Consider the following 26,643-nt stretch of genomic DNA (forward strand, 5'->3'; position numbering starts at 1 on the left):
GGTCCACGGGGTCGAGCCGATCTGCAGGGCTCTGCCGATCGCCCCGTCTACTTTCTATGCTCATGCAGCCATTGCCCGTGATCCTAATTTGGCTTCAGACCGGTCCAAACAGGACGCCTTAGATCGCAAGAAGATCAAGGACGCCTTTGATGGCAGTGGTAAGCGATATGGTGCACGTAAAATCTGGCACGAGTTGCGCCGAAACAATCACGACATCGCGCGCTGCACAGTAGAACGGTTGATGAAAGTTATGGGAATACAGGGCGTTGTGCGCGGTCAGAAGCCGATCACGACCAATCCAGACACGTCCCAACCCTGCCCAGATGATAAGGTCAACCGCGACTTCACAGCAAACATGCCAAACCAGCTCTGGGTTAGTGACTTCACCTATGTCTCAAGCTGGCAGGGCATGGTGTATGTCGCTTTTGTCATTGATGTCTTTGCTCGCTGTATTGTGGGTTGGCGCGTGTCCACGTCCATGACAACAGGGTTTGTTTTGGACGCTCTCAACCAAGCCATATGTCAGCGTATTCCATCAGGGGCGGAAGAGCTGATCCATCACAGCGACCGAGGCAGCCAGTATCTGTCGATCAAATACACCGAACGGCTAGTAGAGGCAGGTATCGACCCTTCCGTGGGAAGCGTTGGTGACAGCTATGACAACGCTCTAGCGGAAAGCACAATCGGTCTGTTCAAAACCGAGGTCATCGATTTTATGGGGCCTTGGAAATCTGTTGGACAGATCGAATGGGAAACCCTGAAATGGGTGAACTGGTACAACAAAAAACGCCTACACAGCAAAATCGATTACATCACCCCCCATGAAGCAGAGGAGAACTTCTATGAAGCCTTGAATGCCGCTGAAAAAGCAGCTTAATATTTGAACCAACAACTCTCCGGTAAAACCGGGGCGGTTCAGTACTGGCTCAGAAGGTGGCGGAACGGGCGAAGCGGCTGGGGTGATCTGCATGATCATTCCACCAATCTGACAAACATGGCTCAGAGTTTTCATGTACAGAAACTGCCTAGGAACTGACGATCACTACAAAATGAGGTTATTTTTCCAGGCAAAGCCCCATCTCTGAAATAAAACGAGACGGTTGTTGAGTTCTTGCAGCCCCCCATGGCATCATACGTGAACGCGGATAAGAAACGAATAACCAACGGCGAGCCCGTGTGACGGCGACAAATGCAGTGTTGCGTTCTTCGTTTATCTTCGCCTCCGTGTTTGCGCGGTAGTCAGGAAATGTTCCTTCACAAAACCCCATCAAGAACACAATATCCTTCTCAAGCCCCTTCATTGTGTGGACAGTGCTTAGTGTTAATCCGGTCTCGGACACGTCTGGGTTCAACTTGCCCAAAGCTGTCGCATTCCTAAATGCACTGAGAGTGCTGCCAAGACCGAGTTTCCGGAATCTGGTCCACCGGTCCGAAAACTCTTGTAGTTCAACGAGGCTACGATCAAATTCCAGCCTCTTCTGTTCATCATGCTCAGAGAGGGCCAATTCGCGCAGCTTCTTTTCGAAGAGATTCTCAAACTTCAAAACGTTTGGATTCTCGAAGTCCAGCTTCTCTATTTCAATAAGAAGGCCTCCGATCAAATCGATGCAGGATCCGTCTGAATTCGAGTAGCTGTGCCCAAACTGGCTCAGAAGATCTTCGCCTCCCCAACTCGACGGGGCGGGAATTCCGAGAAGTTGGCATAGCTTCTTTCCATCAACCCAATCGTTTGGATTGAGTTTCACCCTAACAGCGGAATCCAGCACTTTCCCAAATAGTGACACTGGTAGTTTTTCTCGCTCGCCAACCTTTACGTTAAACTCGATACCCTGTTTTTTGAGGGTACTTTCGAGTTTGGAAAACACAAACCGGTTCCGGGCAATTGCGACCATATTATCAACCGAAATCTGCCCCTCAATTTCCGGATGGCTTTTCAGTCCCACAAGGTTTTGAATGCTTGACAAAATCCAGTCCGCTTCTTCTTCCTCCGAAGGAAACGCGGCAAGTTTAACAGTGCCTTCGAGAGCGAATTCAGTTTCTTTCTGTGCACCAGGGCGAAGGCCATTTGCCGCTCGTACGACGGCCTTCGAACTGCGGTAGTTCTCGGTCAAACTAAAGGTTTTTGGCGCATAGTCTGCAACAAAAATCTCACACAGATACTGGGATGAAGACCCGTTAAAGCCGTAAATCATCTGATCTGGGTCCCCAACCATCATGATATTGTTGTCTTTGGACCCCGCCAATGCCTTCACGAATTCGTACTGAATGCGGTTTAGGTCTTGCGCCTCATCCACACAGATGTGGCTGTATTTGGCTCGATAAATGTCGCCAATCCACGGTTGGGTGAGAAGAATTCGATGCGCGTATCTAAGAATGTCGTCGTAGTCTATTCCCCGGCTGTTCAGAAGTGCGTTTTGATAGTCATTGTAGACGCGCCAAACACCCGGGTTTTCTGAGAGCCGCTCTGAAACATCCTCTTCAGACAGCATTTCTCTCTTAATTGTGGAGAACCCATCCATGTAATTTTGAAGATTTCGTTCTCTGGATTTCTTTTCCTTCGGATCTTCCACATCAAGATAGTCGTCGATGTCTACGCCATCAGCTCTTAGTGCCTCAAGAAACACCTCCATGCGATCCTTGTCACGCTCGAAGATTTGAACATTTGAGGGCAGACCAATAGTATGCCCATACTGTTCAAGGATACGTTGTGCGACAGAGTGAATTGTACCGACCCAAATCCGGTCTTCGTCGCATCCGCTACGAGTTAACCGCTCTTTCATCTCAGAAGCAGCCTTGTTGGTGAAGGTAAGAGCGATCACTCCATCCTTCTTCAAGTTAGAAAGAATGAACCGTATTCGCTCCGTCAACACACGTGTTTTGCCTGAGCCAGCCGACGCCAGAACCTGAATAGAGCCTTGTAGCGGCTGCTCGACAATCTCGCGTTGTCCTTCTGAGAGTTGTATGCTCACGTCAGCCAAGCCTCCACCTTTAAAAATGCGCTTTGAAACGCTTGCGGCACTACGGCTTCACGGGACTTCCCGAAGCCATTTTGAGAGAGCTTGTCGGCTAAGAAACCTGAATAACTGGTTTTTTCGCTACGCATTTTCTCAATCAAGTCATCGTCGCTAAGTTCTTCAAGTTCTTTTTGCTTAACTGCCAAGTATTTAGGATGCTGATTTACTTCTTTCGCTCTCTCAACAAAGGCCGCAATAATCTCATCACGCAGTCCGCATGCTTTGACTATCTCAGCTTCAAGGTCGTTCGGGTCTGATAGGTAGCCCAAGAAAAACCAGTCCTCGGAAAAGTCCAAATCCGTCTCGGATTTGATTTTGTCAATCTGGTTGTCCACAATTGTCTTCGTGGAATTTCCGTCAGCGGTATCATTATCGCTGACTATCGCGACTGGTATCCCAAGACTCAGGGCAAGTTTGATATATGGTCCATAATTCCGCCCATTTACAGCCGCCAGCGTAACACCCTTTGAAAACGCGGTTGCTTTGAACCAGTGCTCAAAGAACACCGGAGCCACTTGATCCTCCGTTTGCCCCTCAAAAAGAATTATGGCCTTCGCGAACAGTATTTCGCCCTTATTTCGCATAACTTCACGGTGAAGGGACTTCAGTTCTTCACCTGACAATCCATCGATCAGGCTATAGCACTGGGTGTGCCCACCGCGTGCTGACAAGGATCTCAAATTTGCGAGGGCACACATCGCAGCAAGATATGGAGAATGAGTGCTAACGATGGCTTGTCCAGTGCTGTCGAACAACTGAGAAAAAAGCGAGCGCTGCGCATTGGGGTGCAGGTGTGCTTCGGGTTCTTCAGCAGCAATAATTGGATGATAGGGTTCAGCCTCTTCTTGGTGCAACTCCTCCATAAGGCCTGTAAAGGCCTTTACTGCCAACATAGACGCCCAACTTCGCGTGCCCATGCCATGGTATTCCATAGAAAAGGAGCTGGCTGCGGTATCGCCAAAGTGAACGCTGAAATTCTTCGAGAGGTCCCGCAATTTTTTCGGGAACGGCGTCACTTCGGCGTTTCCTTCACCACCGAAAGACTCGTTTAGGGCATTCAGTTGCTCTTTCAATCGCGCCAGGGGTGCGCTTTTCGAAACCGCTTCTTTGTTGACGTCCGCAATCATGTTTTCAAGCACGTCAACGTCAGCTTTGTCGTATTTTACCTGTGAAAGCACTCTTCCAACAAACGATGATCTTTCATTCAGTTCGTGGTGTATGTCCCGCTGGGCATCAATCGAAACAAAAGGTACGAATTCCGAGCGGCTCGAGAACTTCAGGCTTGAAGTAGTTACAACGGAGAGCCAATTCGCGTACTCAACCCACTCTTGCAGCGTGTGCCGTTCGACCAAGAAGCCTGTTCTTGCGGCTTGCGGTTCGGCGGTAGTTCGGAATGCAAAGAATTGTCTTCCCGCAGCGTCTGCCCGGATTTTGTCTCCAAATTCGTTGGTCCATTCCTTTGAAAATGCGTTCTGACGGCTGCCTTCGTCATTGGTTGACACAATCCGAACATCTACGATAATCTTCTCCGACCGCTCATCGTCGCCATCAATGTGGAAGTCTTCATCCGACAAGTGTCGTCCATAGTCTCCCAAAGCGAGTTGCAGAGCTTTAAGTACAGAGGTTTTCCCGCAGTTATTTGGTCCGATAAGAACAGCAACCCGTGGCAATGACATTTCAAAGTCTCTGATGCCTCTGAAGCCAGAAATTCGAACTTTATCAACTAGAATCGACATCGTATATTCTTTCTGAATGCCTGCGCTCAAAGCAGCACCCGTCAACCTAAACTCTAAGTTTGTATAGAGTTTTTCAGAACTTCCCGCTAGAGGCGATCTGAAGTCATATAGTTTATTGGGTATGGGTGTTTTATTCTACGGCAGCTCCCTCCAAAAATCGATCAACCCGTGCCGACGCATCCTGATAAGCTTCGATGGTCGGCACACGCTGCGGTTCTGCACCGGCACCTTCAGCGGTTAACGCATCCATTTCAGAGCGCCTCGCAGGTTTTTCTTTCTTCCCAGAGGACACTTGCATCGCCCCAATCTTCTGTTCCAACGCCTGGATTTGCCCCTGCAGACCACGCATTTGATCCTTGGTCGATGGATACGGCAATTCCCCTGATTGCTTGTCAAATATCTCTTTGAAGAAACGGTCCTCATAGTATTTGATCCGCTTGGCTCTGACCGGCATCTGCGCATCGACCACTAGAACGATGTCATCCAAATCCATGCGTCGCACCTCATCTTCAGGCAATAGCGCTGTTTCTTCAGTGCGCTCTGACATACTGCGGCCAGCAAAGGGATTGCGGCCAACCGAGCGGGACCGCGTCACCACCCGCTTTGTGGTCTTACCGACAGCCTTGCTCAGTTCCTCAATAGTTTTCTCATCGGACGGGGTCAGGTAGAGCTTGATCCCGGCGTTCCCTTGCAATGCACGACGGGCATTCTCGCCGTAGATCTCATCAAGCGCGGGAATGGTTTGCGTCACGATCGCCAGGTTGGCCCGATATGAGCGCAGAGTTTCTATGCTGTCGGTGACAATGGGCATTTTGCCAAGCCGGTTGAATTCATCGAGCATGATCATCACCGGCCATGGCTCATCGTCTCCCGGTTCATGATCCTGTAGGGTTGCCAGAAGGTCGGAGAAAAACAGGCGGATTAACGGGGCCATTGGCTTCACCATCAAAGGCTCGACCACCAGATAGACGGACAGCGGTGTTTTCCGGATCTCTGCAAAATCAAAATCAGATGTGACCGTGGCGCGGTCAATAGCTGGATTTGACCATTGCTTGAGGCCAGATGTCATCAAGAGCGACAGATAAGAAGTCAGCGTGTCATTGTTGGTGGACGCCATGCGCATGAAGATCAGCTTGGCCGCAGGGTTTTGCACCTCATCAGCGCGGCGACGGTATTCTTTCTGCTTGTCACCCCCGGATGCTGTGATGCGATAGATTTCGCCCAAGGTGGGGCGCTTGCGCTCAAACGCCAGTAGCCCAGCCGCCACGAACAGGTCGATGCCGCCATCCAACAAGCCCTGCACGCGGTCACTATCTGCCTGTAGGAACAGGGTCGCCAGCAACTGCAATTCCATCTGTTGACGGTCTATATTCTCAAGCCCCGCAATGCGCAGCAAAGGATTATAGCGATGCGAACGGCCATCTTTCCAATCGGTCGGCGCACACCGAAACACCTTATCACCCTGCGCTGCTCGGTGGCGCGAGGTGGCTTCAAAGTTCTCGCCCTTCACATCCAGCACCACGGCGCTGCCTCGATAGGTCAAAAGGTTCGGGATCACAAAACCAGTGGTTTTGCCCCGACCTGTTGGCGCAACGATCAGCGCGTGAGGGAAAACCTTGGACATGATTAAGGGTTTTCCGCCTTTAGGTTTGCCCATTTTACCAAGGATAAACCCGTGACCGGCCTCTCCTAAAAAACCGTTTCGCTTCATCTCGGAAAGCGTCTGCCAATGGGTTTCGCCGAACTTGGTCAGGGCGTCATTCATCAGAACTGCACTCAACAGAACACCCGCGCTGGTACAAATACCGACGATCAAGTGCACGATCCGCATATCGGCAGGCCGCGTAATGCGTAGATCGATATATCCGCGCGCCAGCATCAGAAAGTCGATATCAGCACCAACGCCGAACCAGCGGAACGTCAGGAATGCCGAAGCCAACACATAGCCGAGGATCGCCCCAAGCACTGCAAAGCTGAGGAGCCCAAGGGCAATGCGCGATTTATCCATGGGTCACGCCTTTCTCACCATCTGTATCGACGTGGCGCTGGCGCTGCACCTCAAGTTCCTCGTTGGCGATTTCATCCAGCACATGCTCCATCGCAACCGAATTCGCCAGCTCTGGTTCGCCTTGCAGATAGGCTTTGGCCATATAGAGGCGATCCAGCCGGTCTTCGATGTGATCTTCCAGAACACGTTCGTCACCGATGGCGAGGTCATCGGTGTGTTTGTCACCAATCAACTCATGCAATTCCTGACGCAGTGTATCGCGATCCAAATCATCACGGAAAGGATCAGAAGCCGGATCCTGCCTGAGCCTCTGCAAGGCCTCAGATGCGGTTGGCGGCAGACCGTCAATCGGGTCGCGATGATCGTTCGTCACCTCGACATTCCCGGCGTCCCGCAGAACGTCGGCATCATTCAGGACGCGGCCTAATTCACCATGCAGCTCATCCAGCCGATCAACCGCCTTTTCCAGGTCATCGCGTCTGGACAGATCGAGCCCTTCGGTTTCGGCGATGGCAGTCAGATCACGACTGAGCCACTGACGTTCCAGCGCTGCATTCTGCGCACCGATCTCAATGCGTGACACAACCTCCTGCGTCGAAATGCCTGTGCCTTTGAGAGCCATATCCATCCGCTCAGCCACGGCGTCACTGCCAAGCTTATCCTGCACCTGATCTGCGATATTCTCTGCTGAATAAATCCCGCTATTAGACGGCGTTTCCAGCAAACTATGGGATCGAACGCCGATTGGGCTCAGATGAGAAATCGAGCGATAGATCTCGTTCAGCTCCTGCTCCAGTGCCGCGCGGCGATCTGGAGGGGCTTGTTCCACCACCTGTTCAGCCTGTTCGATCTTGCCGTGGAACGCATCCACGACCTCGTCAAATGAATGCTGTTCTTCCGCCATGCCGTACACCTTTCCGTCTGCTTCAATGGATTTGCCCTGCGCCAACATCATGGCGGCGCGCTCCAGCGCACGGGCGATATCGTGTTGATTTTCGCGAGACACCTCTGCCGCCAGCCCCTGATAAAGTCTGGCGTGCTGGGCAACATCCGCCAGCGCTTGATCCAGTTCCGGACCAACGCGTTCACGCTCGGACAGATCCTGACCACGCTCTTTTGCACGGCGATATTCCACATCGCTCAGGCTTTTGGTGGTGATCCCGCGTTCCAGCTTATGGGTCGCCTCAAGGCGGACGCCGTAGCGATCAGCGGCTTCAACCATCGCCTCGCGAAAGCTGTCATAGTTAAAATGATGCCCCTGCTTGAGATAAAAGAACTCGCCATCCTTGCTGCGCCGGTTCAGCACGATATGGGCATGGGGGTGATCACGATCTTCATGCACCGCCGCGATAAAATCAAACTGGCTGCCTTCACCCAGAAAGAACCGCTCGCAGATATCGCGGGTGATCTCAGCCACATCAGATCCCGAGGTGCCGATGGGATAAGCCATCAGCAAATGAGACGTATGGCCCAACTTCGGATGAAACCCTTCATTCCACTGCGCCGAAAACCGGCGCGTGACCTGTTCAATCTCTTTGGGTGACAGCACCTTCTGACCATCATAAGTACCGCGGCTATCGATGATAAAGCTCGACTTGGTGGTCAAATATTCCAGCTGATTGCGCAGCTGTGCTTTGCTATGGGTGCCGCCCTCACGGATCGCTTTGAAGATCGCGGGGGAATGGCCCATGGCTGCGCGAACCATCTGCTTTTGTCGCTGGCGCAGAACATGACCCCGAATGCGGCTCCAGTCCCCATCGAAGAATTCTGACCGCATGGCGGTGACGGTATTACTCCGGGCCATCGGCGAAACCTCCAAGAATGCGCGACACCTCACCAGTCAGATGACTGCGGCGGCGCTGCGCCATGTCCTGCACCTGATCCGCGATTTCAAAGATCAGCCCGGCCAACGCACGCACCTGACCATGGGCGGCATTGCCATAGGGCGGCGTCTTGCCCTGGCGTTTCGCCTCATTCAGACGCTGCGCGATCTGGTTGATATTGTTGCCCGCCCGATTGAGCGACGCCGACAACCCGCGCATCTGCTCCGCCAGATCATCATCCGGGACAAAGACGTCATTGGCGGATTGAATCAACCGGCGCAAACCATCGGCGCGCGAGTGAATATCACGCCGCGCCAGCACCGCGTCAAAGCCGTTCAGTTCTTGTTTAGTCAGACGCACATTCACCAGCTCGGACCGTACATGGCTGTCCAGCTTGCGTGCCTGATCGGCTTTCAAAGTGTAGAAAATGCTGCGCGTCGTGACGCCATATTCACGGGCCAGATCCTCAACAGAAACACCATCAGCCCGCTTGCGCACAATCGCAAAACGCTCGCTTTGCGTCAGTCGCTTGTGCCGTGGTGTGCGGGGCTGGCCCATGTGAAGTAATCATCCCTATTTCTTGCCAGTTTCATACAGACAGCCTTGTTATGGCATCTCGCCATAATTGAATCAATATTATAATATTGATGAAGGCTGTCTGTATTCCATTTGGAGCAGCCATGGGCTGCGACGGCCGGGCAATGCCCGGCCTCATGCACAAGGCATGCCACCACTTAATCGTGGTGCCATGCCTCAGCATCGCCCAACAATTGCAGAGCAGTTGCATGGGCCGCGCCTTTGGCGCTTTCAAAAGTTGGATGGTCTGGCAGTTCATGCAGATCGAAAGGCTGTTGCGGATCGTCCGGTGTTTCCACCCTGATATAGATCGCCCAACCATCGATCACAGTCTGATCATCACAATATTCCTGCCCGCCATCGGGCAAATTGCAGAACCCATGCAGATGCACGCTGGCGCGGCCCTCACGGGCCGCTTGTTTGATTTTAGAATACTTCATTGCAAAGCCTCCGTGCTGTCCGCAATGAAAAACTCATCTGGCTTTCCGTTCAGGCGGGTGCCGTCGCGATTGGTCAAACCGATCGTTGAACCGTTCTTTTTGAATCTGATCAAGTATTGCCCCAGTCGATCGCGCGTCACGACATAACCGGCATTGCTCCAGTGAACGCGATTGCCCGCGTCCACGGCCTGTTTGATCTCTTGCAAAGTCATAGCAACGCCACCTCAAGGATTGCGATTGCCCCCAAACAGTCATCGATGAGGGGTTCCTCCCCTCCGCTCATATCGCGTGTCTCTAGCCGTTCCATAACATTGTAGAGCGTGGCGCGCGCCTCTCGGGCAGCGCTGCGCAGGGATGCGGTGTCAATTGGCCGCCCGGTGGCAAATTCGTCGCTGTGAAAATCGGGGATCATGCTGCTGCCTCCTTGGTTTGATCTGCGGCTTGCAAGATAAAATCGGCTGCCTTTTGCGCCTCAGATGCCGCGCGAAAGATCGCTCGTTTGTCGTCTTTCAATGCCTTCAACCAGCCCTCAACATAAGCCGCACTTTGGCCAAATTCCGGCGCAACGCCGATCTGCGCTCCAAGGAAGCACGCGCCAATCTCGGCTACCAGTTCTTCGAATGCGTAGGCCTCACGGTTCGCAAATTTCTTGATCCGCTCAAGCCGTTTTTCGCTGCCGGTCCAATGGATCGCCTCATGCGCCAAGGTGCCAAAATAGCCCGCCGCATCGTGAAACGTGGCAATCGGCGGCATGTGGATGTGATCCTTTGCAGGGCTGTAATAGGCGCGCGGGTCTTCGGTCGTGATGATCTCCGCACCGGTTCGAGTGAAAAATGCCGCAAGCTCGGGATCCGTCTTAGTACCAAGGTCGCGCGGGGGCTCTGGCTTGATATAGTAATCCTCGGGCAAGCCTTCGATCTGATCCGCATTGAATACGCGGTAAGCGCGCGCATAGGGCAATTCTTCCTCAACGCCCAAATCATTTTCGCGGGTGAATGTTCCGTATTTAACAACGGTTGTGGATGTCTCCCCCTTGCTAACCTGTCCGCCCAATTCCTGTGCCTGTTTGTACGTCATCCAGCGGCTGGACGCATAACCGTTCTTTGCAGCCATGACCCAAAGCATCAAAATATTGATCCCTCGGTATTCCTCGCCATTATGGCGGGTTGGCAAAGCAATGCCGGATGCGCTGCCGGTCCAAGGCTTGCGCCATGGCGGCGTGCCTGCCTCGATCTCTGCAATAATGGTGTCGGTGACATGTGCGTAAACATCAAATTTCTGTGCCATTTGTGGCCTCCTTGATCAAAGTGACGCGGGTGAGGCTTTGCGCCCCCTTCCGCCGATGGGCTGCGCCTCGGCCACCTGATCTGACCGAATACGCATGTATTCGGCGGAACAAAGTGGGAGAGGGCAAAGCCCGACCCACGGCCCTGAACGGGGCTGTCAATCGGCCACATTTGCGAAGAAAATGTCTGCGCCAAAATCAGACGCCAATTTGCCGCGCGAGGAATGGCTCGCCTGCGAGACAGGGGAAATTGGTGGCTAATTTTGGGGATGGACTTAGGTTGACCGCCACGGTCAGGGATGTTGGGCGGACCAAATCAGAAGAATGAGGTCTGGATCGGGGTGAGCGGGCCAACGGCCCGTTGATCCCAGGTGCAGCCTACTGAAAATATGTGGCCCGCGCGCAAAAGCGCGGGCTCTTCTGAAATCATCGACAACTTCCAGATCAAAAAAACATGGAACATTCCCAACCCACTGACATAATTATAGATTACAACGCGAGATCCACTGAGTATATGGTTCTTAAATGTAGACCCATCCTTTGGGTTGAGTTAACCTGCCCGCATGACTAGCGAATCGAACAATCTTTCACGATGGCAGCGGGATCGCCGTGCATTCATTGAGCACAGGGTCTTTTGGCGTGGGCGTGTCGGCCTTGCCGATCTGATGGACGTTATGGGCCTCAGCCGGGCTCAAGCTTCAAAAGATCTCAATAGCTACATCAACGATCACCCCGAGCATATCATCTACGATAAGACGGCCAAGACCTACGTTATGGGTCCGAAGTTCGAAGAACACTACATTGCGCTTGATCCGTCAGAGTATCTTGATGATCTCCTGTCTATCTCACGGGGCGGTTCGGTCCCCGCTGCAGACTGGATTGTCTACCAACCGGACATTTTGGCAACCACCGTGCCTGGGCGCGGTCTAAGCGCGCTAACACTTCGCAACCTCTTATTAGCCTGCGAACAGCGCAAAGAGCTGCAAATAAGCTATCAGTCGATGTCGTCCCCCGATCCTGAAAATCGCGTTATTGCTCCTCACGCGCTTGCACATGACGGATTTCGTTGGCATGCGAGAGCGCTTTGCTCAAAAGATCAAGTTTTCAAAGACTTTGTTCTCGGGCGCATACTGAAGAGCGCATTGGGGGAACAATCAGATGCCGACGCCGGCACCGATGAAGACTGGCACCAAACAATAACGCTCAAAATCGCACCGCACCCTGGTCTGTCTGAAAACCAACGCAGGATTGTCGAGCTCGACTATGCAATGAATGACGGGGCGGCAGAACTTTTAGTGCGAAAGTGCCTTTTGTTTTACAATTTAAAGCGACTAGGCCTCGATGTTGATCCAAGTATCCGCACGCCACAGGATCAGCATATAGTTTTGATCAATGACGGAGAAGTCCGCGCTGCTCTCGAGAGGGGACGGCGATGAGTGCTTTCGCGAGACAAGACTACAAGATGTCATTCAGCACCGGCGGGCTCTTCCTGAACGAAAGCCTGGAAGTCGCCCGCTTGCATGAAAACGGTGAAGCTTGGGAAGACACAATTCTCAGAGCCATGGAGGAAGGCACAACCAGCCTACCGAAATCAGCATCGAACCGTCGATCGTTGCGCGAAATTTCTAACCGCCTGCTTACTCTTACAGATGAGGAACGCGCTTACCTTGTGGAAGAGGCTGACCGCTCCGAACAGCAGGCGATGTTGTGGATCGCCACATGCCGCGCATATCGGTTCATTCGTGAATTCGCGGTGGAAGTGGTGAGAGAGCGATACCTATCTTACCAACTCGATCTACCGCTCGAAAGCTTTGACATTCTTTTTGAGGCAAAAGCTGAATGGGATGAAGGACTGGCCGGATTAAGTCGGTCGACCCGCCTGAAACTTCGTCAAATCATGTTTCGCATGATGCGTGAGGCCGGAATCATTTCAGAAGATGACCGCATTCAAACTGCGATTGTCTCCACACGTTTGAAACACATGATTGAAGACCACAACCCCGGCGAACTGGTGATTTTCCCCAGCGTTCCGGTCGAGGGAGCTTAAATTGAAACGAGAATTAGACCGAAGAGAACGGGCCGAGCATCTCTGTCGCGTGATCAGCAGCGAACGGTTCCTTACGAAACAGGGTCTGGGGAATGAAGTGCCGTTTTTCATCTACCCCTTTCCCGCCGAGGAAGGGCTCACCATGGTTGAGGATCGTGAAAATCTTGTGACCCGAATTCAGCATTCCGGCACTCGAGTGTTGGATCTGAACCTTTACGATCTCGCGCTCGACGTACTTTCAGAGCGCGGGATCTTAGAGCAAGTGCTCGAAATCGAAGCCGACAGTAGCAAGGATGAGATCAAGGAGCTTCTACAAGGCGTCTTGGACCCACAAGCTCACCTGATCCCGCTTATTGGCCAAGCGATCCAAGCGACCCCACATGACGTCATTTTCTTGTCAGGCGTCGGTGAGATATATCCTTACATCCGCTCTCACAACGTGCTGAACAACCTACAAAGCACGGCAAAAGAAGCACCGACTGTTCTCTTCTTCCCTGGCAGCTATACCCATGCTTTGGCGACTGGCGCGTCATTGGATCTGTTTGGTCAGCTTCATGACGACAAGTATTACCGCGCTTTCAACATTTTGAATTACGAGATTTAAGCCTATGTCCCAGTTCCTATCAGAAATTTTTGAGAAACCCGTTGATCGCGCTATTGACGGCGTCATCAAGGCCGACGACGAGGCAAGCCTTCGCATCGAGCTCGACGAATATGTCATCACTGGCGAGATAGGCCAACGGCTTGAGCAGTTCCTCGAAGCCTACAACAACTATGACACATCGAATGGCGTCTGGATCTCCGGATTTTTTGGCTCAGGCAAGTCACACTTGCTCAAAATGCTGGCTCTACTGCTTGAAAACCGTGAGGTCGACGGCAAAATCGCTCACGAAATTTTTGCCGAGAAGCTTAAAGGCGAGCCAATGCTGGCAGGCGCACTCAACAAGGCCGTATCCATCCCATCAAAATCGATCTTGTTCAACATCGACCAAAAGGCAGATGTGATCACGAAGACAGACGTCGACGCCCTCCTGTCGGTCTTTCAAAAGGTCTTTGACGAAACTTGCGGGTTCTATGGAAAACAACCTCATATCGCGCAATTCGAACGCGACTTGCAGGGACGTGGCCAATTCGAAGCATTCAAAGAAGCCTATCAAAGTGCTGCAGGAAAAGACTGGGAACGCGGCCGTGAACAGGCACTCCTCGAAGCCAAGAATATTGCGGCGGCGTTTGCAGAAGCAACCGGTGGTGATCCTTCAGATGCAAAGGACATCTTGAGCCAATACCGGAAGGACACACGCGTCTCGATTGAGGACTTCGCTGGCACAGTCAAAGCTTGGATCGATGACCAGCCCAAGGGTTTCCGGCTCAACTTCTTCGTTGACGAAGTCGGCCAGTATATTGCGGACAATGTTAAGCTCATGACCAACCTGCAAACCATCGCAGAGAGCCTGAACACCAAATGCAAAGGGCAGGCTTGGATCATAGTAACTGCGCAGCAAGATATGGCGTCGGTTATCGGCGACATGACGCAACAGCAAGAGAATGACTTCTCCAAAATCCAGGCCCGCTTCAGCAACCGCATGCCGCTGAACTCGGCCGATGTCGCCGAAGTAATCCAGCGCCGCCTGCTCGCCAAGACGTCGGAAGGGCAAGTAACGCTTGGCAACCTTCATGACCGTGAAGAAAACAACCTCAAGACCCTATTCGATTTTGCTGACGGATCGATGAAGCTCAAAAACTACCGGGATCGCGACCACTTCATCTCAAGTTATCCTTTCCCCCCCTATCAGTATGACCTCTTTCAAATGGCGATCACGTCTTTGTCGGAGCACAACGCATTTGAAGGCAAACACAGCTCGGTCGGCGAGCGGTCGATGTTGGGCGTTTTCCAGGAGGTCTCGAAGAAGCTGAAAGACAAAGAAGTTGGAGGGCTGGCCACTTTCGATCTCATGTTCGAAGGGATCCGCACCGCACTGAAATCTTCGGTTCAACAGAGTATTCAGATTGCCGAAAAAAACCTGGACGATCCTTTTGCCGTTCGGGTTTTGAAATCCTTGTTCCTCGTCAAATACGTCAAAGGCTTCAAACCATCGGTTCGAAACATCGGAATTCTGCTGCTGTCAGAGTTTGAGGCGGACCAGACGAGCCAACGCCGCAAGATCGAGGAAGCATTGAGCCGTCTGGAAAGGGAAACCTACATCCAGCGGAACGGTGAGGTCTACGAGTTCCTGACGAATGAGGAAAAGGATGTCGAAGCGGAAATCAAAGCCCTCGACATCGATCCCTCTGAGCTAGCAGGTGAACTGTCGACGATCGCGTTCGATTTGATCCTAAAGCATCGCCGGATCAACCATGTTAAATCGGGATATGAATACGCCATTACTCGTAAGTTGGACGACCACGCGATTGGTCGAGAGCACGAGCTCTCTATCAATCTGATTTCGCCCCTAAATTTTGACGCTGATAACTTTGACGCCTATCGAATGGCGACAATGGCAAAGGATGAGCTCGCCGTCTGCACAGGAGCGGACGCCAACTTCTACAAAGATCTTGAGCTATTCAAGCAAACGGACAAGTTCATCCGCCAGTCTCGCAGCGGTTCTCCGCAGCCGGGTCGAGACCGTATCGTCGCCGAAAAAGGCGAGCAAAACGGTCGCCGCGCAAAAGACCTTGAAATGCGACTTCGCAAGTTGATGGGAAGCGCCCGACTTTTCGTCAGGGGTGACGAATTGGAGATCGGTGGAGAAGATGCTCAAGAGCGCATCAGCAAGGCGTTCCAGTTACTGGTCGACAAAGTTTACACCAATCTCCCGATGCTGCGCGGAGTCAGCTATACCGAGGCCGAAATCAACAAAGCGGTACAGTCGGAAAGCGGGCTCTTCGGTTCTGACGGCACAGGTATCAACGAAGCCGAACAAGACGTCCTCAGCTTCATCAATGCGCAGGCACGCAACGGGATGAAGGTCTCCGTCAAATATCTGGCTGATCGGTTCACATCTAAACCCTACGGCTGGCCAGTAACCGCAGTCCTTTGCCTTGCAGGCAGCTTGGTCGCCAAAGGAAAAATCGAAGCGCGCGTTGACAGCGCCATCAAGGAAGGCTTGGAGCTTGCCAAGGCGCTGAACAACAGTCACGCGCTAACGAACATATTGCTGACCCCTCAGACGGAATTCTCCGCTGCAGAAATTCGTCGGGCGAAAGAACTTTATCAGGAACTATTTGCGCACCCCTCATCAGGAACTGATGCGCGTGGTTTGGGTGCGGAATGGGCTACAAGCATCGATACGCTAGAAGCCGAGGTAGACGGGCTTGTTCGCCAGTCGCACCGCTACCCTTTCCTAACCGCGCTCGAGCCGTTTCATGAACTGCTGCGGGGCATGAAGGGCAAACCAGCGAACTGGTATATTTCCGACGCCCCCAAGCGCGAGGATGACCTTCTGAACGCGAAGGAGGATATCCTAGACAAGGTGAAATCTTTCATTGGTGGCGCGCAAAAGGGTATCTACGACGATGCCCGCGATATGCTCGCCAGCCAATCCGCCAACATCGACTATGTCGATCCTGATGCTGAGGCGAAGCTGCGCGCTGCATTGGAGGATCCAGGCTGTTTCAAAGGCTCAATGATCCAGAACCTCAAATCCGACCTGTTTGATCTGAAAAACAAGGTCGAACTCAAGGTGCTTGAGGAACGCAAAGCCGTCATCGCAGAGGTGGAAGACGTTTCAGCAAAGATCGCACAAATGCCTGACTTCCAGGCACTCGATACGGAAAAAAAAGCCCGTATCACCGCGCGCATTGAGAGCCACAAGGCAGGCCTTGATACGGTCACGCTAATCCCTATTCTTCAAAACAAAGTCACGCAGATTAGATCCAACTTGCTCGCTGAATTGATCGGTCAAATTGACCAGCTCGCGCATCCGGCTCCCTCTCCATTCGATCAACCCGGCGCGTCTGAAGCGCCCGCCGCGCCGCCACAGGCCCCGAGCTATATAAAAGCCGATCAGATCAAGGTGAGCTTTGACAAGCCTTACCTCTCAGATGTTTCCGACGTCGACCAGTACCTTGAAGAAATGAAAAAGACCCTGCTGGCCGAAATCCGCGCGGGCAAGAAAGTTATTGTGTAATGGATACCAACGCGCTCAAGAAATTCGCCCAAGCGGCCCGCAACCTGCTGATCGATCAGGTAACATCAAAGCTCGATGTCGTTCTGGCCGAAAACAGCGCGGCGCAGCGCGAGGCCCCCAAGGCGACCAAAGACCTCGACAACGCGATCAAACGCACCAGTAAAACGCAGGTGATCGAACAGGTCGCCTATACGTGGTTCAACCGCTTCACCGCCCTGCGCTTTATGGATGCCAACGGTTACACGCAGGTGCGCGTGGTCTCTCCGGCTGAAGGTGCCACGCGGCCAGAGATCTTGTCAGAAGCGATGGCGGGCAACCTGCCGGACAAAGCCCCAACCAGCATCGAAGCCCTGCTGAACGGACGCGCGCCATCGAATGACCCCCAGGCCGAAGCCTACCGTCAACTGCTGGTCCACACCTGCAACCAGTGGCACGGGCCGATGCCCTTCCTGTTCGAGCAGATCGACGACTACACCGAACTGCTGATGCCCGAGGATCTGCTGTCGCAGACGTCCATCCTCGCCGAACTCCGTAAAGTCATGACCGAGGACGCCTGTCAGGACGTCGAGATAATCGGCTGGCTTTACCAGTTCTACATCTCGGAGAAGAAGGATCAGGTCTTCGCGGGCCTTAAGAAGAACCAGAAGATCACGGCCGAGAACATCCCCGCCGCGACGCAGCTCTTCACCCCGCATTGGATCGTCCGCTATCTGGTGGAAAACTCTCTGGGGCGGCTCTGGCTGCTGAACAATCCGCACAGCGGGCTGGCGGCCAAGATGGACTATTACATCGCGCCGGAAGAGCCCGAGACGGATTTCCTGCGCATCGCCCGCCCCGAAGACATCCGCATCTGCGATCCCGCCGCAGGCTCGGGGCACATGCTGACCTATGCCTTTGACCTGCTCTACGCCATCTACGAGGAAGAGGGATACGACGCGACTGAGATCCCCGCGCTGATCCTGACGCACAACCTGACAGGGGTGGAGATTGACGACCGCGCGGGCGCGCTGGCGGCCTTTGCCCTGGCGATGAAGGCGGCGGGCAAGCTGGGGCGGCGGCGGTTTTTGCGGATGGAGGCAAAACCCGACATCTGCGTGTTGCAGAACGTAGCCTTTACCGATGCCGAGATGCAGGACGTGGCCGCCGTGGTGGGCAAAGATCTGTTCACCGATGAGCTGCGCGAAACGCTGGGGCAATTCGAGCAGGCCAAGAACTTCGGTTCGCTGATCGTGCCGAAACTGCGCGATCCGGCAGAGACGCTGCGGGTGGTCGAGGCGCGGGATTTCGGCGGCGACCTGCTGCTGAAGGACGTGCAGGCGCGCGTCATCGCCGTGCTGCGCATGGCCGAGGCGCTGTCGCCGAAGTATCACGTGGTGGTGGCCAACCCGCCGTATGCGGGAGGGAAAGGTCTCAATCCAAAGTTGTCCCAGTACCTGAAGGCTATGTTTCCTGCTGGCAAATCCGACCTAATGACTGCCTTCATGGAGCGTATGCCATCTCTATGTGCTCATGCTGGCTACTGGGGAATGATCAATCTTCAGTCTTGGATGTTTATCGGTTCTTATGAGCAACTTCGTATTGAGTTGATTGAACAGCAAACCATCTCCAGCTTTCTTCACTTAGGAAGAGGGCTCTTCGGGTCGGATTTTGGTAGCGTAGCGTTCATTGTTAAGTACGCAGAACCAAACGATAAGTCGCGGGCTGTGTATCGCCGCCTTTTCGAACGCCATGTACAAGTTCGGCCGCCTGAGCAAATTGAAGCACTGTTTCAAGATCGCGATTACAACCGCTTCTCCGTTGAGCAGCGCGCGATAGCAGCGATACCAGGAAGCCCCATATCGTATTGGATCTCCGAGCCGGGGATTAGAGCATTCGCCGAAGGCAACTCGGTAGGCGACAATTTCAAGGCGCGACAGGGTCTTGCAACCGCTGACGATGAACGTTTTTTGAGGAGTTGGCATGAAGTCTCCAAAGATCGATCAAGCCATTTTTCGGGAGAAAAATGGACGCCTTTTTTGAAGGGTGGTGACTTTCGAAAATGGTATGGCAATCAACACCATCTGGTGAACTGGGAAAATGATGGCGAAGAAATCAAAAATTTCACTGACGATAAAGGAAAGGTTCGATCTCGGCCTCAGAACACTCAATTTTACGGGAAGCCAGGAATATCTTGGTCGATTGTATCCAGCGGTGCTCCTTCGTTTCGTAAATTCGATGAAGGCTTCATCATTGGACACGTAGGACCAGGTATCTACGCTGAAACGACTGACGAGGAGATGGGCTTAATTTGCGCACTTAACAGCGGCGTATCGGCATACTTTCTTGGCATAATCAGCGAAACCTTCAAGTATGAAGTAGGACATGTAAACAGGCTGCCACTTCCAGTAGCTCCGCCAAAATTGATCATTGATCAGCAACTTATCAATTTGGCCAGATCCGACTGGGACGCCTACGAAACCTCCTGGGATTTCACCACGCTCCCGCTGCTCTCGCCCGATCATCGCGGCGACACGCTGGCCGACAGCTACGCCACCCTCCGCGCCCATTGGCAGTCTATGACGGACGAGATGCAGCGGCTGGAGGAAGAGAACAACCGCATCTTCATCGACGCCTATGGCCTGCAAGACGAGCTGACCCCCGAGGTGCAGATCGAGGAGATCACCCTCACCTGCAACCCCGCCTATCGCTATGGCGTGAAGGGCCTTGAGGCCGACCGCGAAACCCGCCTGCGCGCCGACACCATGGCCGAGTTCCTCTCCTACGCCGTGGGCTGTATGTTCGGCCGCTACAGCCTCGACGCCTCCGGCCTGATCCTCGCCAATCAGGGCGAGACGCTGGCCGACTACCTCGCCCGCGTCCCCGAGCCGTCTTTCATGCCGGACGAAGACAACGTCATCCCCGTGCTCGACGCCGACTGGTTCCCCGACGACATCACCGAACGCTTCCGCCTGTTCCTGCGCGTGACTTTCGGCGAAGCACATTTCCGCGAAAACCTGAAGTTCATCGAGGACTCTCTGGGCAAGAACGGAAAACCACGGTCCCTGAGGGACTATTTCACCAAGGATTTCTACGCCGACCACTGGAAGCGCTACAAAAAGCGCCCGATCTATTGGATGGTCTCCTCCCCCAAGGGGACGTTCAACGCACTGATCTACATGCACCGCTATCGTGATGACACGGTGTCGGTGCTGCTCAACGACTACCTGCGCGAGTTCATCACCAAGCTAGAGGGTGAGCGCACTCGGCTGGAGAAACTGGCCGATGATCCGAGCGCGACACAGAGCCAAAAGACCAAGGCGCTTAAGGATGTGGCCAAGGTCGCCAAGCAGATCGACGAGCTGAACGAATGGGAACGCGACGTGATCTTCCCGCTCGCGCAACAGAAGATCGAGATCGATCTGGATGACGGGGTAAAGGCGAACTATCCGAAGTTCGGCACGGCCCTGAAGAAGATTACGGGGCTGTCATGACCGACCGGATAAAAGCGGGCCTAGAGCGGCTGTTCATCGATCACCGGATCGTCTTCTGGTACGACGCCGCGCGCGACATGCGTGATGCATATGACGCCGTGGACCTGCCGGATGTAGAAAAGGTCGAGATCGCGAATAACGAGTTCGGTCTGAAATACCGGATGCTGCGGCAAGAGCCGAAACAGAAGTTTCTGGTGTTCCACGACGGCCCCGCGCCCGAGATGGCCGACAACTGGCTGCTGGACCTCTATTTCGCCTGCGGTGTCTTCAAAGCCGATCAGGCGGCGATCTGGCTGGCTGAACTGGGTCTGCCGCTGCAGTTCGAAGACGTGGTGCGCGACCACATGGAGTTCTACCGCGCCAAGGGCCGCATCGAGGCGTTAAAGCAGATGATAACCCCGTCTGACACGAAAACTGATGTGCTGCGCCGCATGCTGGCCGTCTGCGCAGGGACAGAAGGTGCCCTGGACACGGTTATCGAAGAGCTGCTAGCCGAGCTCGCGGACGAGCGAGACGATGCCATGCGCCTGATTGAGCGGTCTGGGCTAACAGAGTTCTTCTGGAAGCAGGTTGAGAATGCCTACGGCTATGTCAGCGATGCGCCCGACTTTGAGGATTTCGCGATCACATTGTTCCAGTCCTGCTATGCCCGCGCCTTGGGTGAAGATGGTAAGCTGAACGGCGAAGCGCTTCTTGTCTACCGCCGCTGGAAGAACAATCGGCTGGGGGCGAAAGCATTTGAAACGCTGAGCGGTAAGTATCAGCAAATCTTGCGTATCCCAGAAGACGTGCAAGAGCACGACATCAATGCCCTGCGTGCCATTGACCACTTCGAAGAGATCGACCGACAGATCATTCGCTCTCTGGTGCGTGAGATGGCGAGCCAGACGGTCTCATCGGCCGAGGTGCTCAAGACCGTGCGAGAGCGGCGGCAAAGCCATTGGTATCCGACCTATGAGGATATTTATCAAGCCATCGGCTATGCCACAGAATTCCAGCAGGCTTTGGCTGAGGCAAACTTGACCATGACCTCCCCCGCTGAGGGGGTTAAGCGCTATGTTTCGCACTGGTACAAGATCGACCAGCTCTACCGCAAATTCATCTATCATATGCAAAAGAGCGGTCAGGCCTCGCTGCTTAGCGCGTTGTTCGAGAGCGTAGAGAACCGCTATACGACCAATTTCCTATCTGCCGTCAATGATGCCTGGCAGGATCAGATCGCTGGACTGAGCGATTGGAGGATCTCGGGCTTTGCGCATCAGACCGATTTCTATATGGACCAGGCCGCCGAATTCCGCCGCCGCGATCAGAAGGTGGTGGTGATTATCTCAGACGCATTGCGCTATGAGGTTGCAGAGGAAGCCCTGCGTGAGATCCGCAAGCTGAACCGGTTCGACGCCGATCTAAAGCCGATGATTTCTGCTTTGCCCAGTTACACGCAACTCGGCATGGCTGCGCTCTTACCGAACAAGGATCTGGAGTTGTCGGAGGACGGCAACGTGTCTTCGTTTGGCTTGCCTACTCAAGGAACCGCAAACCGAGAAAAGGTTCTGGGCATGGGGCGCACGGGAGACCGTGTCAAAGCCATGAAGGCCGATGATTTCATGAGCCTGAAGGCGGACGACGGCAAAGAGGTGTTCCGCGATCATGACATTCTCTACCTTTACCACAACAGGATCGACATCGTTGGCGACAAGCTTGCCACCGAGGAACGCATGACAGAGGCTGCAGAAGTCGCCGTCGAAGATCTGACCAAACTGGTCCGCAAGCTTACAACCGCCAACTTTTCCAACATTCTTGTGACGGCCGATCACGGTTTTATCTATCAGCACCGCGCGTTGGATGAGACAGATTTTTCGGTAGCGGTTCCTGCTGGTGCGGAAATCCTTGTTAAAAATCGTCGATTTATCATCGGGCGAGACCTTGATGCGACATCTGGAATGAAGAAGTTCTCATCCGCAAATCTGGGTCTATCAGGCGACTTGGATGTTCTACTGCCCAATTCGATCAATCGTATGCGCGTCAAGGGGGCGGGAAGCCGGTTTGTGCATGGCGGGGCCACTCTTCAAGAGGTCATTGTTCCCGTACTCCGCGTTGGCAAACGACGCGAAGCGGATGTTGAAAAAGTTGAAGTACAGATCATCGCAACCGGAAAAAGCCTGATCTCTTCCGGCCAGACGGCGGTCACGCTCTATCAAGCACTACCAGTTTCAGAGAAGCAACAACAACGTGATGTTCTTGCGGGGATTTACGCGTCGGACGGCACGCTGATCTCAGATGAGCACCAACTGACTTTTGACTACACTTCACAAAATGCGCGCGAACGGGAACTGCCCATCAAGTTCTTACTTTCTCGCGATGCTGACCGTTTCAATAACCAGGACGTCTGTCTCAAGCTTCGCGAACGCATCGGCAAGACGAGCCACTTTGAAGATTACACAAGCCACAGCTTTCAACTGCGTCGTGGCATATCGACAGATTTCGACTTTTAAGGACCTATCATGAGCGCACTCGACGAAAAAATTAACGAGCATTTCGCGGGCTACGTGGTCCGTAAAGACCTTGTAAAAGCGGTCAAGGGCAACGCGATCGTTCCAACCTATGTTCTCGAATACCTGCTCGGGCAGTACTGTGCGACTGACGATGAAGCGTCGATTGAAAGCGGCATCGAAACCGTCAAAGAAATCCTACGCAAACACTACGTTCATCGCAGCGAAGCCGGTCTGATTCAGTCCACAATCAAGGAAAAGGGCCAATACAAAGTCATCGACCAGATCAGCGTTTCACTCAACGAAAAAACCGACAGCTATGAAGCCACATTTGACAACCTTGGGATCAAGAAAGTCGCAGTCGACAGTGGGACGGTCAAAGCGCACCCTAAACTCCTAGTCACTGGTGTTTGGTGTATCGCTGACGTCCAATACGAGTTTTCTGAAGAAGCGCGCACATCTCCATGGGGGTTGGAGACCATAAAACCAATTCAGATAGCAAAGGTAGACTACGACGGATATAAAGAAGCCCGTGCGCGGTTCACAAAAGACGAATGGATTGACCTGTTGATGCAGTCGATCGGTTTCAATCCAGAAGCCTTCGGTCGACGCAGTAAGCTTTTGCAGCTAATGCGCCTCATTCCCTTTGTGGAGCGGAATTACAACATCATCGAGCTTGGCCCCAAAGGAACGGGTAAATCACATATTTACTCCGAATTCTCGCCGCATGGGCAACTGATCTCTGGTGGTGAAGTGTCGATCCCCAAGCTTTTCGTAAACAACTCAAACGGCAGGATCGGACTTGTTGGCTATTGGGATGTCGTGGCTTTCGATGAGTTTGCGGGGCGCGAAAAGAAGGCTAACAAGGCGCTTGTCGACATTATGAAAAATTACATGGCAAACAAGACCTTCTCGCGCGGTATTAATCCAATGGGGGCTGAAGCCAGCTTCGCGTTTGTGGGGAACACCGATCACAACGTGCCCTTCATGCTAAAAAACAGCGACCTATTCGAGGCACTGCCACCCCAGTTTCATGACTCCGCCTTCATTGACCGCATCCATGCCTATCTACCCGGCTGGGAGATCGACGTAATCCGTGGCGAAATGTTCACCAGCGGCTACGGGTTCATTGTTGATTACCTTGCCGAGATCCTTCGCCACTTGCGCCAGGAGGATTTTTCAAACCGGCCGGACCTGCATTTCAAAGTTAGCGAGAAGATTTCAACCCGTGATCGGGACGCCGTCTACAAAACCATGTCGGGCTTCCTGAAGGTGATTTTCCCTGCCGGAGATGAAACAGCCGATGACGTTGAAGAGCTCTTGCAGCTCGCACTTGAAAGCCGAAAGCGCGTAAAGGACCAACTGTTTCGGATCGATGCGACCTATCCAGATGTGGACTTCTTCTACACTGGCTCTGATGGGGAAAAGCGGCGCGTCCAGACCGTCGAAGAGCAAGAGTTCCCCCAATTCTACTATCTGAAACCTGCCTTAGACCCGAAGCAGCAGGATCAATCCACTGATGCTGTCGATGATGACGTCATCGAAGTCGAACATGAGCCGCGCGACACATCGGAGACCTCAGTGCCCGCCAAGCCGCGCACCGAAGAGGGGCACCACGTATTCGCCGAAAACCGAAAGGGCGTCAGCTACGATAAACTGTTTGGGCCCTATCTAGACGGTGCATCACGGATCGTGGTGACAGACCCTTACATTCGCTATTTTTACCAGATCAAGAACATGATGGAGTTCGTCGAGATGGTGATTCAGCGCAAGGCGTTGGAAGATCAAGTGGCTATCCACCTAGTCACCGGGCCTGATGACGGAAACGTGCAAAAGCAACGTGAATTGCTGGAGAGCATTACCGAGGCGTGCATTGGTTCGGGCGTTGATTTCACCTGGGCATTTGATGGTTCGGGGACTGCTCATTCCAGAGATATCGTCACCGATACCGGCTGGAAAATCGTTCTCGATCGCGGTCTTGATATTTTCCAAGCGCCCATGCGACGTGACGGGTTCAGCCTAGGCGACCGCCTGCAGGAGCACCGCATGCTGAAGAACTTCTATGTGACCTATGTGCGGCAAGACTAACAGTGAAGCTGCGTAGATATTTCGGAAAAGAGCAAAACCATGTTCCGCGTTGATTTGAACCAAAACCGTTTGTCCCGCCTGTCCCAGAAACGCTTTTCTGAGTTGAACCTACGGGAGCGCGACCATTTGCAGGAGTGGCTGGCCAATCAACCTGACGCCCTCGGTGAGGAATTACTGATCATTCAGAAGGAGTTCGACGGGTTTGATGAAACCCGCGAACGCCTGGATCTCTTGGCGCTCGACAAGGACGGCAACCTCGTTGTAATCGAGAACAAGCTTGATGACAGCGGCAGGGATGTCACCTGGCAGGCGCTGAAATACACCGCCTATGTCTCGGGCCTGACAAAGACGCAGATAGTCGACATCTATCAGCAATACCTCGACCGCTATGCGGGCGGTGGCAATGCGGCCGTACGAATCTGCGAGTTCATGGAGGTCGAGGAGTTGGAAGAGACCGTCCTGAACCCCGGCAATGACCAAAGGATGATCTTCATCGCAGCCAATTTTCGGCGGGAGGTCACGGCAACAGTCCTGTGGCTCCTCAGCCGCGGAATTCGCGCGCAGTGCTTCAAGGTGACGCCATACGCGTTTGGCGATGAGCTGATGGTCGATATTCAGCAGATTATACCCACGCCTGAGGCCGCTGACTTCATGATCGGAATGGCGGCGAAAGACATTCAGGAAAACTCGGAAAAAACTGCCCAAAGGCGTAGCCATCAGGTTAGGCGCGAATTCTGGACCAACCTCAAGGAAGCATTCGCGCAAACACCTTGCCCAGTGTTCCCCACGATAACGGTAACCAAGGACAACTGGAACATATCTCCAGTTGTTGCTGGCACACACTACGATATCGTGCTGACCCAGAAAGCTGCTTTTGTGAAACTAAGTCTCGAAAGGCCTGCAGCTGCCGAAAACAAGGCGATTTTCGATCACATTCACTCGCATCGAGAAGAAATTGAAGCGGACTTTGGAGCTGCGCTTGATTGGCGCAGGCTTCCACAGAACAAAGTAAGTCGGATTGAAGCATCGTTGCCCTGCGATGGTTTTAACCCTGACAGCTGGCCAGAGGTCCATGATTGGATCCGCGAGACATCAACGAAAATGGCCGCCGCTATGGAGAAACACCTCAATGAAGCTATCGGCTTGGCGCGGTCTCATGACGAATAGCGGTCGTGAACCGCACGTCATGATATGATTGCCAGAGCAGGAAACCCGCCCTGGCGCTGAGGTCACTCGGTGACCGGATCTTCATCACGGCGCGGAAATGCGACCATTTCGACGTCAGGGAACATGCTGTGCTTGACGTTGATCGACGTGATGTTGCCGCTGTCGTCGGTGTTGACGAAGAGGACTCCGCAGCGGTCCCAGAAGTTCTTGCCGTCTTTTTCGCCGGATTTGACGTTCAGTTTCAGTGTTTGAGTAGCCATGTTTTGATCCTCACTTTGAGTGTTTCGATGAACATGGCCAAAGCTGGCAACAAGGGGCTGTCAGCGAGAAACTTGCCTCGCGAGGAATGCGCTGGTGCAGGGGAATTTTCTTG

The 26,643-nt window shown here is 53.3% G+C and carries 18 protein-coding genes and 1 pseudogene; 9 read left to right on the forward strand and 10 right to left on the reverse strand.

Annotation, left to right across the window (positions count from 1 at the left end; genetic code table 11):
- On the forward strand, nucleotides 1-877 hold an 877-nt coding region (locus RJ38_RS12605), incomplete at its 5' end, for an IS3 family transposase (RefSeq protein WP_039019245.1).
- Between the two features lie 178 nt (nucleotides 878-1,055).
- Here the strand turns inward: RJ38_RS12605 and RJ38_RS12610 are convergent.
- The 9 genes and pseudogenes from RJ38_RS12610 to RJ38_RS12650 all read right to left on the reverse strand — a co-directional run bounded on the left by RJ38_RS12610 (nucleotide 1,056) and on the right by RJ38_RS12650 (nucleotide 10,884).
- Nucleotides 1,056-2,969, reverse strand: coding sequence for an ATP-dependent helicase (locus RJ38_RS12610; RefSeq protein WP_238321699.1), 1,914 nt, complete (start codon nucleotides 2,967-2,969; stop codon nucleotides 1,056-1,058).
- Nucleotides 2,966-4,780, reverse strand: coding sequence for an ATP-dependent nuclease (locus RJ38_RS12615; RefSeq protein ID WP_202903888.1), 1,815 nt, complete (start codon nucleotides 4,778-4,780; stop codon nucleotides 2,966-2,968). The genes RJ38_RS12610 and RJ38_RS12615 overlap by 4 nt, the downstream gene beginning before the upstream one ends.
- A 100-nt stretch (nucleotides 4,781-4,880) precedes the next feature.
- Nucleotides 4,881-6,758 (reverse strand): type IV secretory system conjugative DNA transfer family protein, encoded by a 1,878-nt coding sequence (locus RJ38_RS12620; RefSeq protein WP_039019247.1) that lies wholly within the window; start codon nucleotides 6,756-6,758, stop codon nucleotides 4,881-4,883.
- Nucleotides 6,751-8,562, reverse strand: a complete 1,812-nt coding sequence (locus RJ38_RS12625) for a relaxase/mobilization nuclease domain-containing protein (protein ID WP_039019248.1) — start codon at nucleotides 8,560-8,562, stop codon at nucleotides 6,751-6,753. The genes RJ38_RS12620 and RJ38_RS12625 overlap by 8 nt, the downstream gene beginning before the upstream one ends.
- The gene (locus RJ38_RS12630; protein ID WP_039019249.1) at nucleotides 8,549-9,139 is read right to left on the reverse strand and encodes a hypothetical protein; all 591 of its coding nucleotides are present in this window, start codon (nucleotides 9,137-9,139) and stop codon (nucleotides 8,549-8,551) included. Before RJ38_RS12630 ends, RJ38_RS12625 begins: the two co-directional genes overlap by 14 nt.
- Nucleotides 9,140-9,315: 176 nt before the next feature.
- Nucleotides 9,316-9,597 (reverse strand): hypothetical protein, encoded by a 282-nt coding sequence (locus RJ38_RS12635; RefSeq protein ID WP_039019250.1) that lies wholly within the window; start codon nucleotides 9,595-9,597, stop codon nucleotides 9,316-9,318.
- Nucleotides 9,597-9,809, reverse strand: a pseudogene (locus RJ38_RS12640) (hypothetical protein); the annotation flags it as partial. The pseudogene RJ38_RS12640 and the gene RJ38_RS12635, both read right to left, overlap by 1 nt.
- Nucleotides 9,806-10,009, reverse strand: coding sequence for a hypothetical protein (locus tag RJ38_RS12645; protein ID WP_039019252.1), 204 nt, complete (start codon nucleotides 10,007-10,009; stop codon nucleotides 9,806-9,808). The gene RJ38_RS12645 and the pseudogene RJ38_RS12640, both read right to left, overlap by 4 nt.
- Nucleotides 10,006-10,884 carry an ArdC family protein gene (locus RJ38_RS12650; protein WP_039019253.1) on the reverse strand — a complete coding sequence of 293 codons (879 nt, stop codon included), beginning with the start codon at nucleotides 10,882-10,884 and terminating at the stop codon, nucleotides 10,006-10,008. The genes RJ38_RS12645 and RJ38_RS12650 overlap by 4 nt, the downstream gene beginning before the upstream one ends.
- Before the next feature lie 561 nt (nucleotides 10,885-11,445).
- Between RJ38_RS12650 and RJ38_RS12655 the strand changes: the two genes are divergently transcribed.
- From RJ38_RS12655 to RJ38_RS12690, 8 genes are read left to right on the forward strand one after another with little or no spacing between them, the layout of a single operon-like run.
- Nucleotides 11,446-12,318: a BrxR family transcriptional regulator gene (locus RJ38_RS12655; protein ID WP_039019254.1), complete on the forward strand. Its 873-nt coding sequence runs from the start codon at nucleotides 11,446-11,448 to the stop codon at nucleotides 12,316-12,318.
- A 26-nt stretch (nucleotides 12,319-12,344) separates the two neighbouring features.
- Entirely contained in the window at nucleotides 12,345-12,929 is a 585-nt protein-coding gene (locus RJ38_RS12660) for a DUF1819 family protein (protein WP_238321697.1), read from the forward strand.
- Nucleotide 12,930: 1 nt separating this feature from the next.
- Nucleotides 12,931-13,533 carry a DUF1788 domain-containing protein gene (locus tag RJ38_RS12665; RefSeq protein ID WP_039019256.1) on the forward strand — a complete coding sequence of 201 codons (603 nt, stop codon included), beginning with the start codon at nucleotides 12,931-12,933 and terminating at the stop codon, nucleotides 13,531-13,533.
- Between the two features lie 4 nt (nucleotides 13,534-13,537).
- Nucleotides 13,538-17,056, forward strand: a complete 3,519-nt coding sequence (gene brxC, locus RJ38_RS12670; RefSeq protein ID WP_039019257.1) for a BREX system P-loop protein BrxC — start codon at nucleotides 13,538-13,540, stop codon at nucleotides 17,054-17,056.
- Entirely contained in the window at nucleotides 17,056-20,526 is a 3,471-nt protein-coding gene (gene pglX / locus RJ38_RS12675; protein ID WP_039019258.1) for a BREX-1 system adenine-specific DNA-methyltransferase PglX, read from the forward strand. The genes brxC and pglX overlap by 1 nt, the downstream gene beginning before the upstream one ends.
- Complete coding sequence (gene pglZ / locus RJ38_RS12680) at nucleotides 20,523-23,018, forward strand: BREX-1 system phosphatase PglZ type A (protein WP_039019259.1); 2,496 nt, start codon at nucleotides 20,523-20,525, stop codon at nucleotides 23,016-23,018. The genes pglX and pglZ overlap by 4 nt, the downstream gene beginning before the upstream one ends.
- Before the next feature lie 9 nt (nucleotides 23,019-23,027).
- Entirely contained in the window at nucleotides 23,028-25,103 is a 2,076-nt protein-coding gene (brxL, locus tag RJ38_RS12685; protein WP_039019260.1) for a BREX system Lon protease-like protein BrxL, read from the forward strand.
- A gap of 39 nt (nucleotides 25,104-25,142) precedes the next feature.
- Entirely contained in the window at nucleotides 25,143-26,270 is a 1,128-nt protein-coding gene (locus RJ38_RS12690; RefSeq protein WP_039019261.1) for a DUF4268 domain-containing protein, read from the forward strand.
- 62 nt (nucleotides 26,271-26,332) lie between these two features.
- Here RJ38_RS12690 and RJ38_RS12695 read toward each other — a convergent pair whose 3' ends face one another.
- Nucleotides 26,333-26,530, reverse strand: a complete 198-nt coding sequence (locus tag RJ38_RS12695) for a hypothetical protein (RefSeq protein ID WP_035262952.1) — start codon at nucleotides 26,528-26,530, stop codon at nucleotides 26,333-26,335.
- Nucleotides 26,531-26,643 lie beyond the last annotated feature (113 nt).

This window comes from Halocynthiibacter namhaensis (assembly GCF_000812685.1).
Lineage (GTDB): Bacteria > Pseudomonadota > Alphaproteobacteria > Rhodobacterales > Rhodobacteraceae > Halocynthiibacter > Halocynthiibacter namhaensis.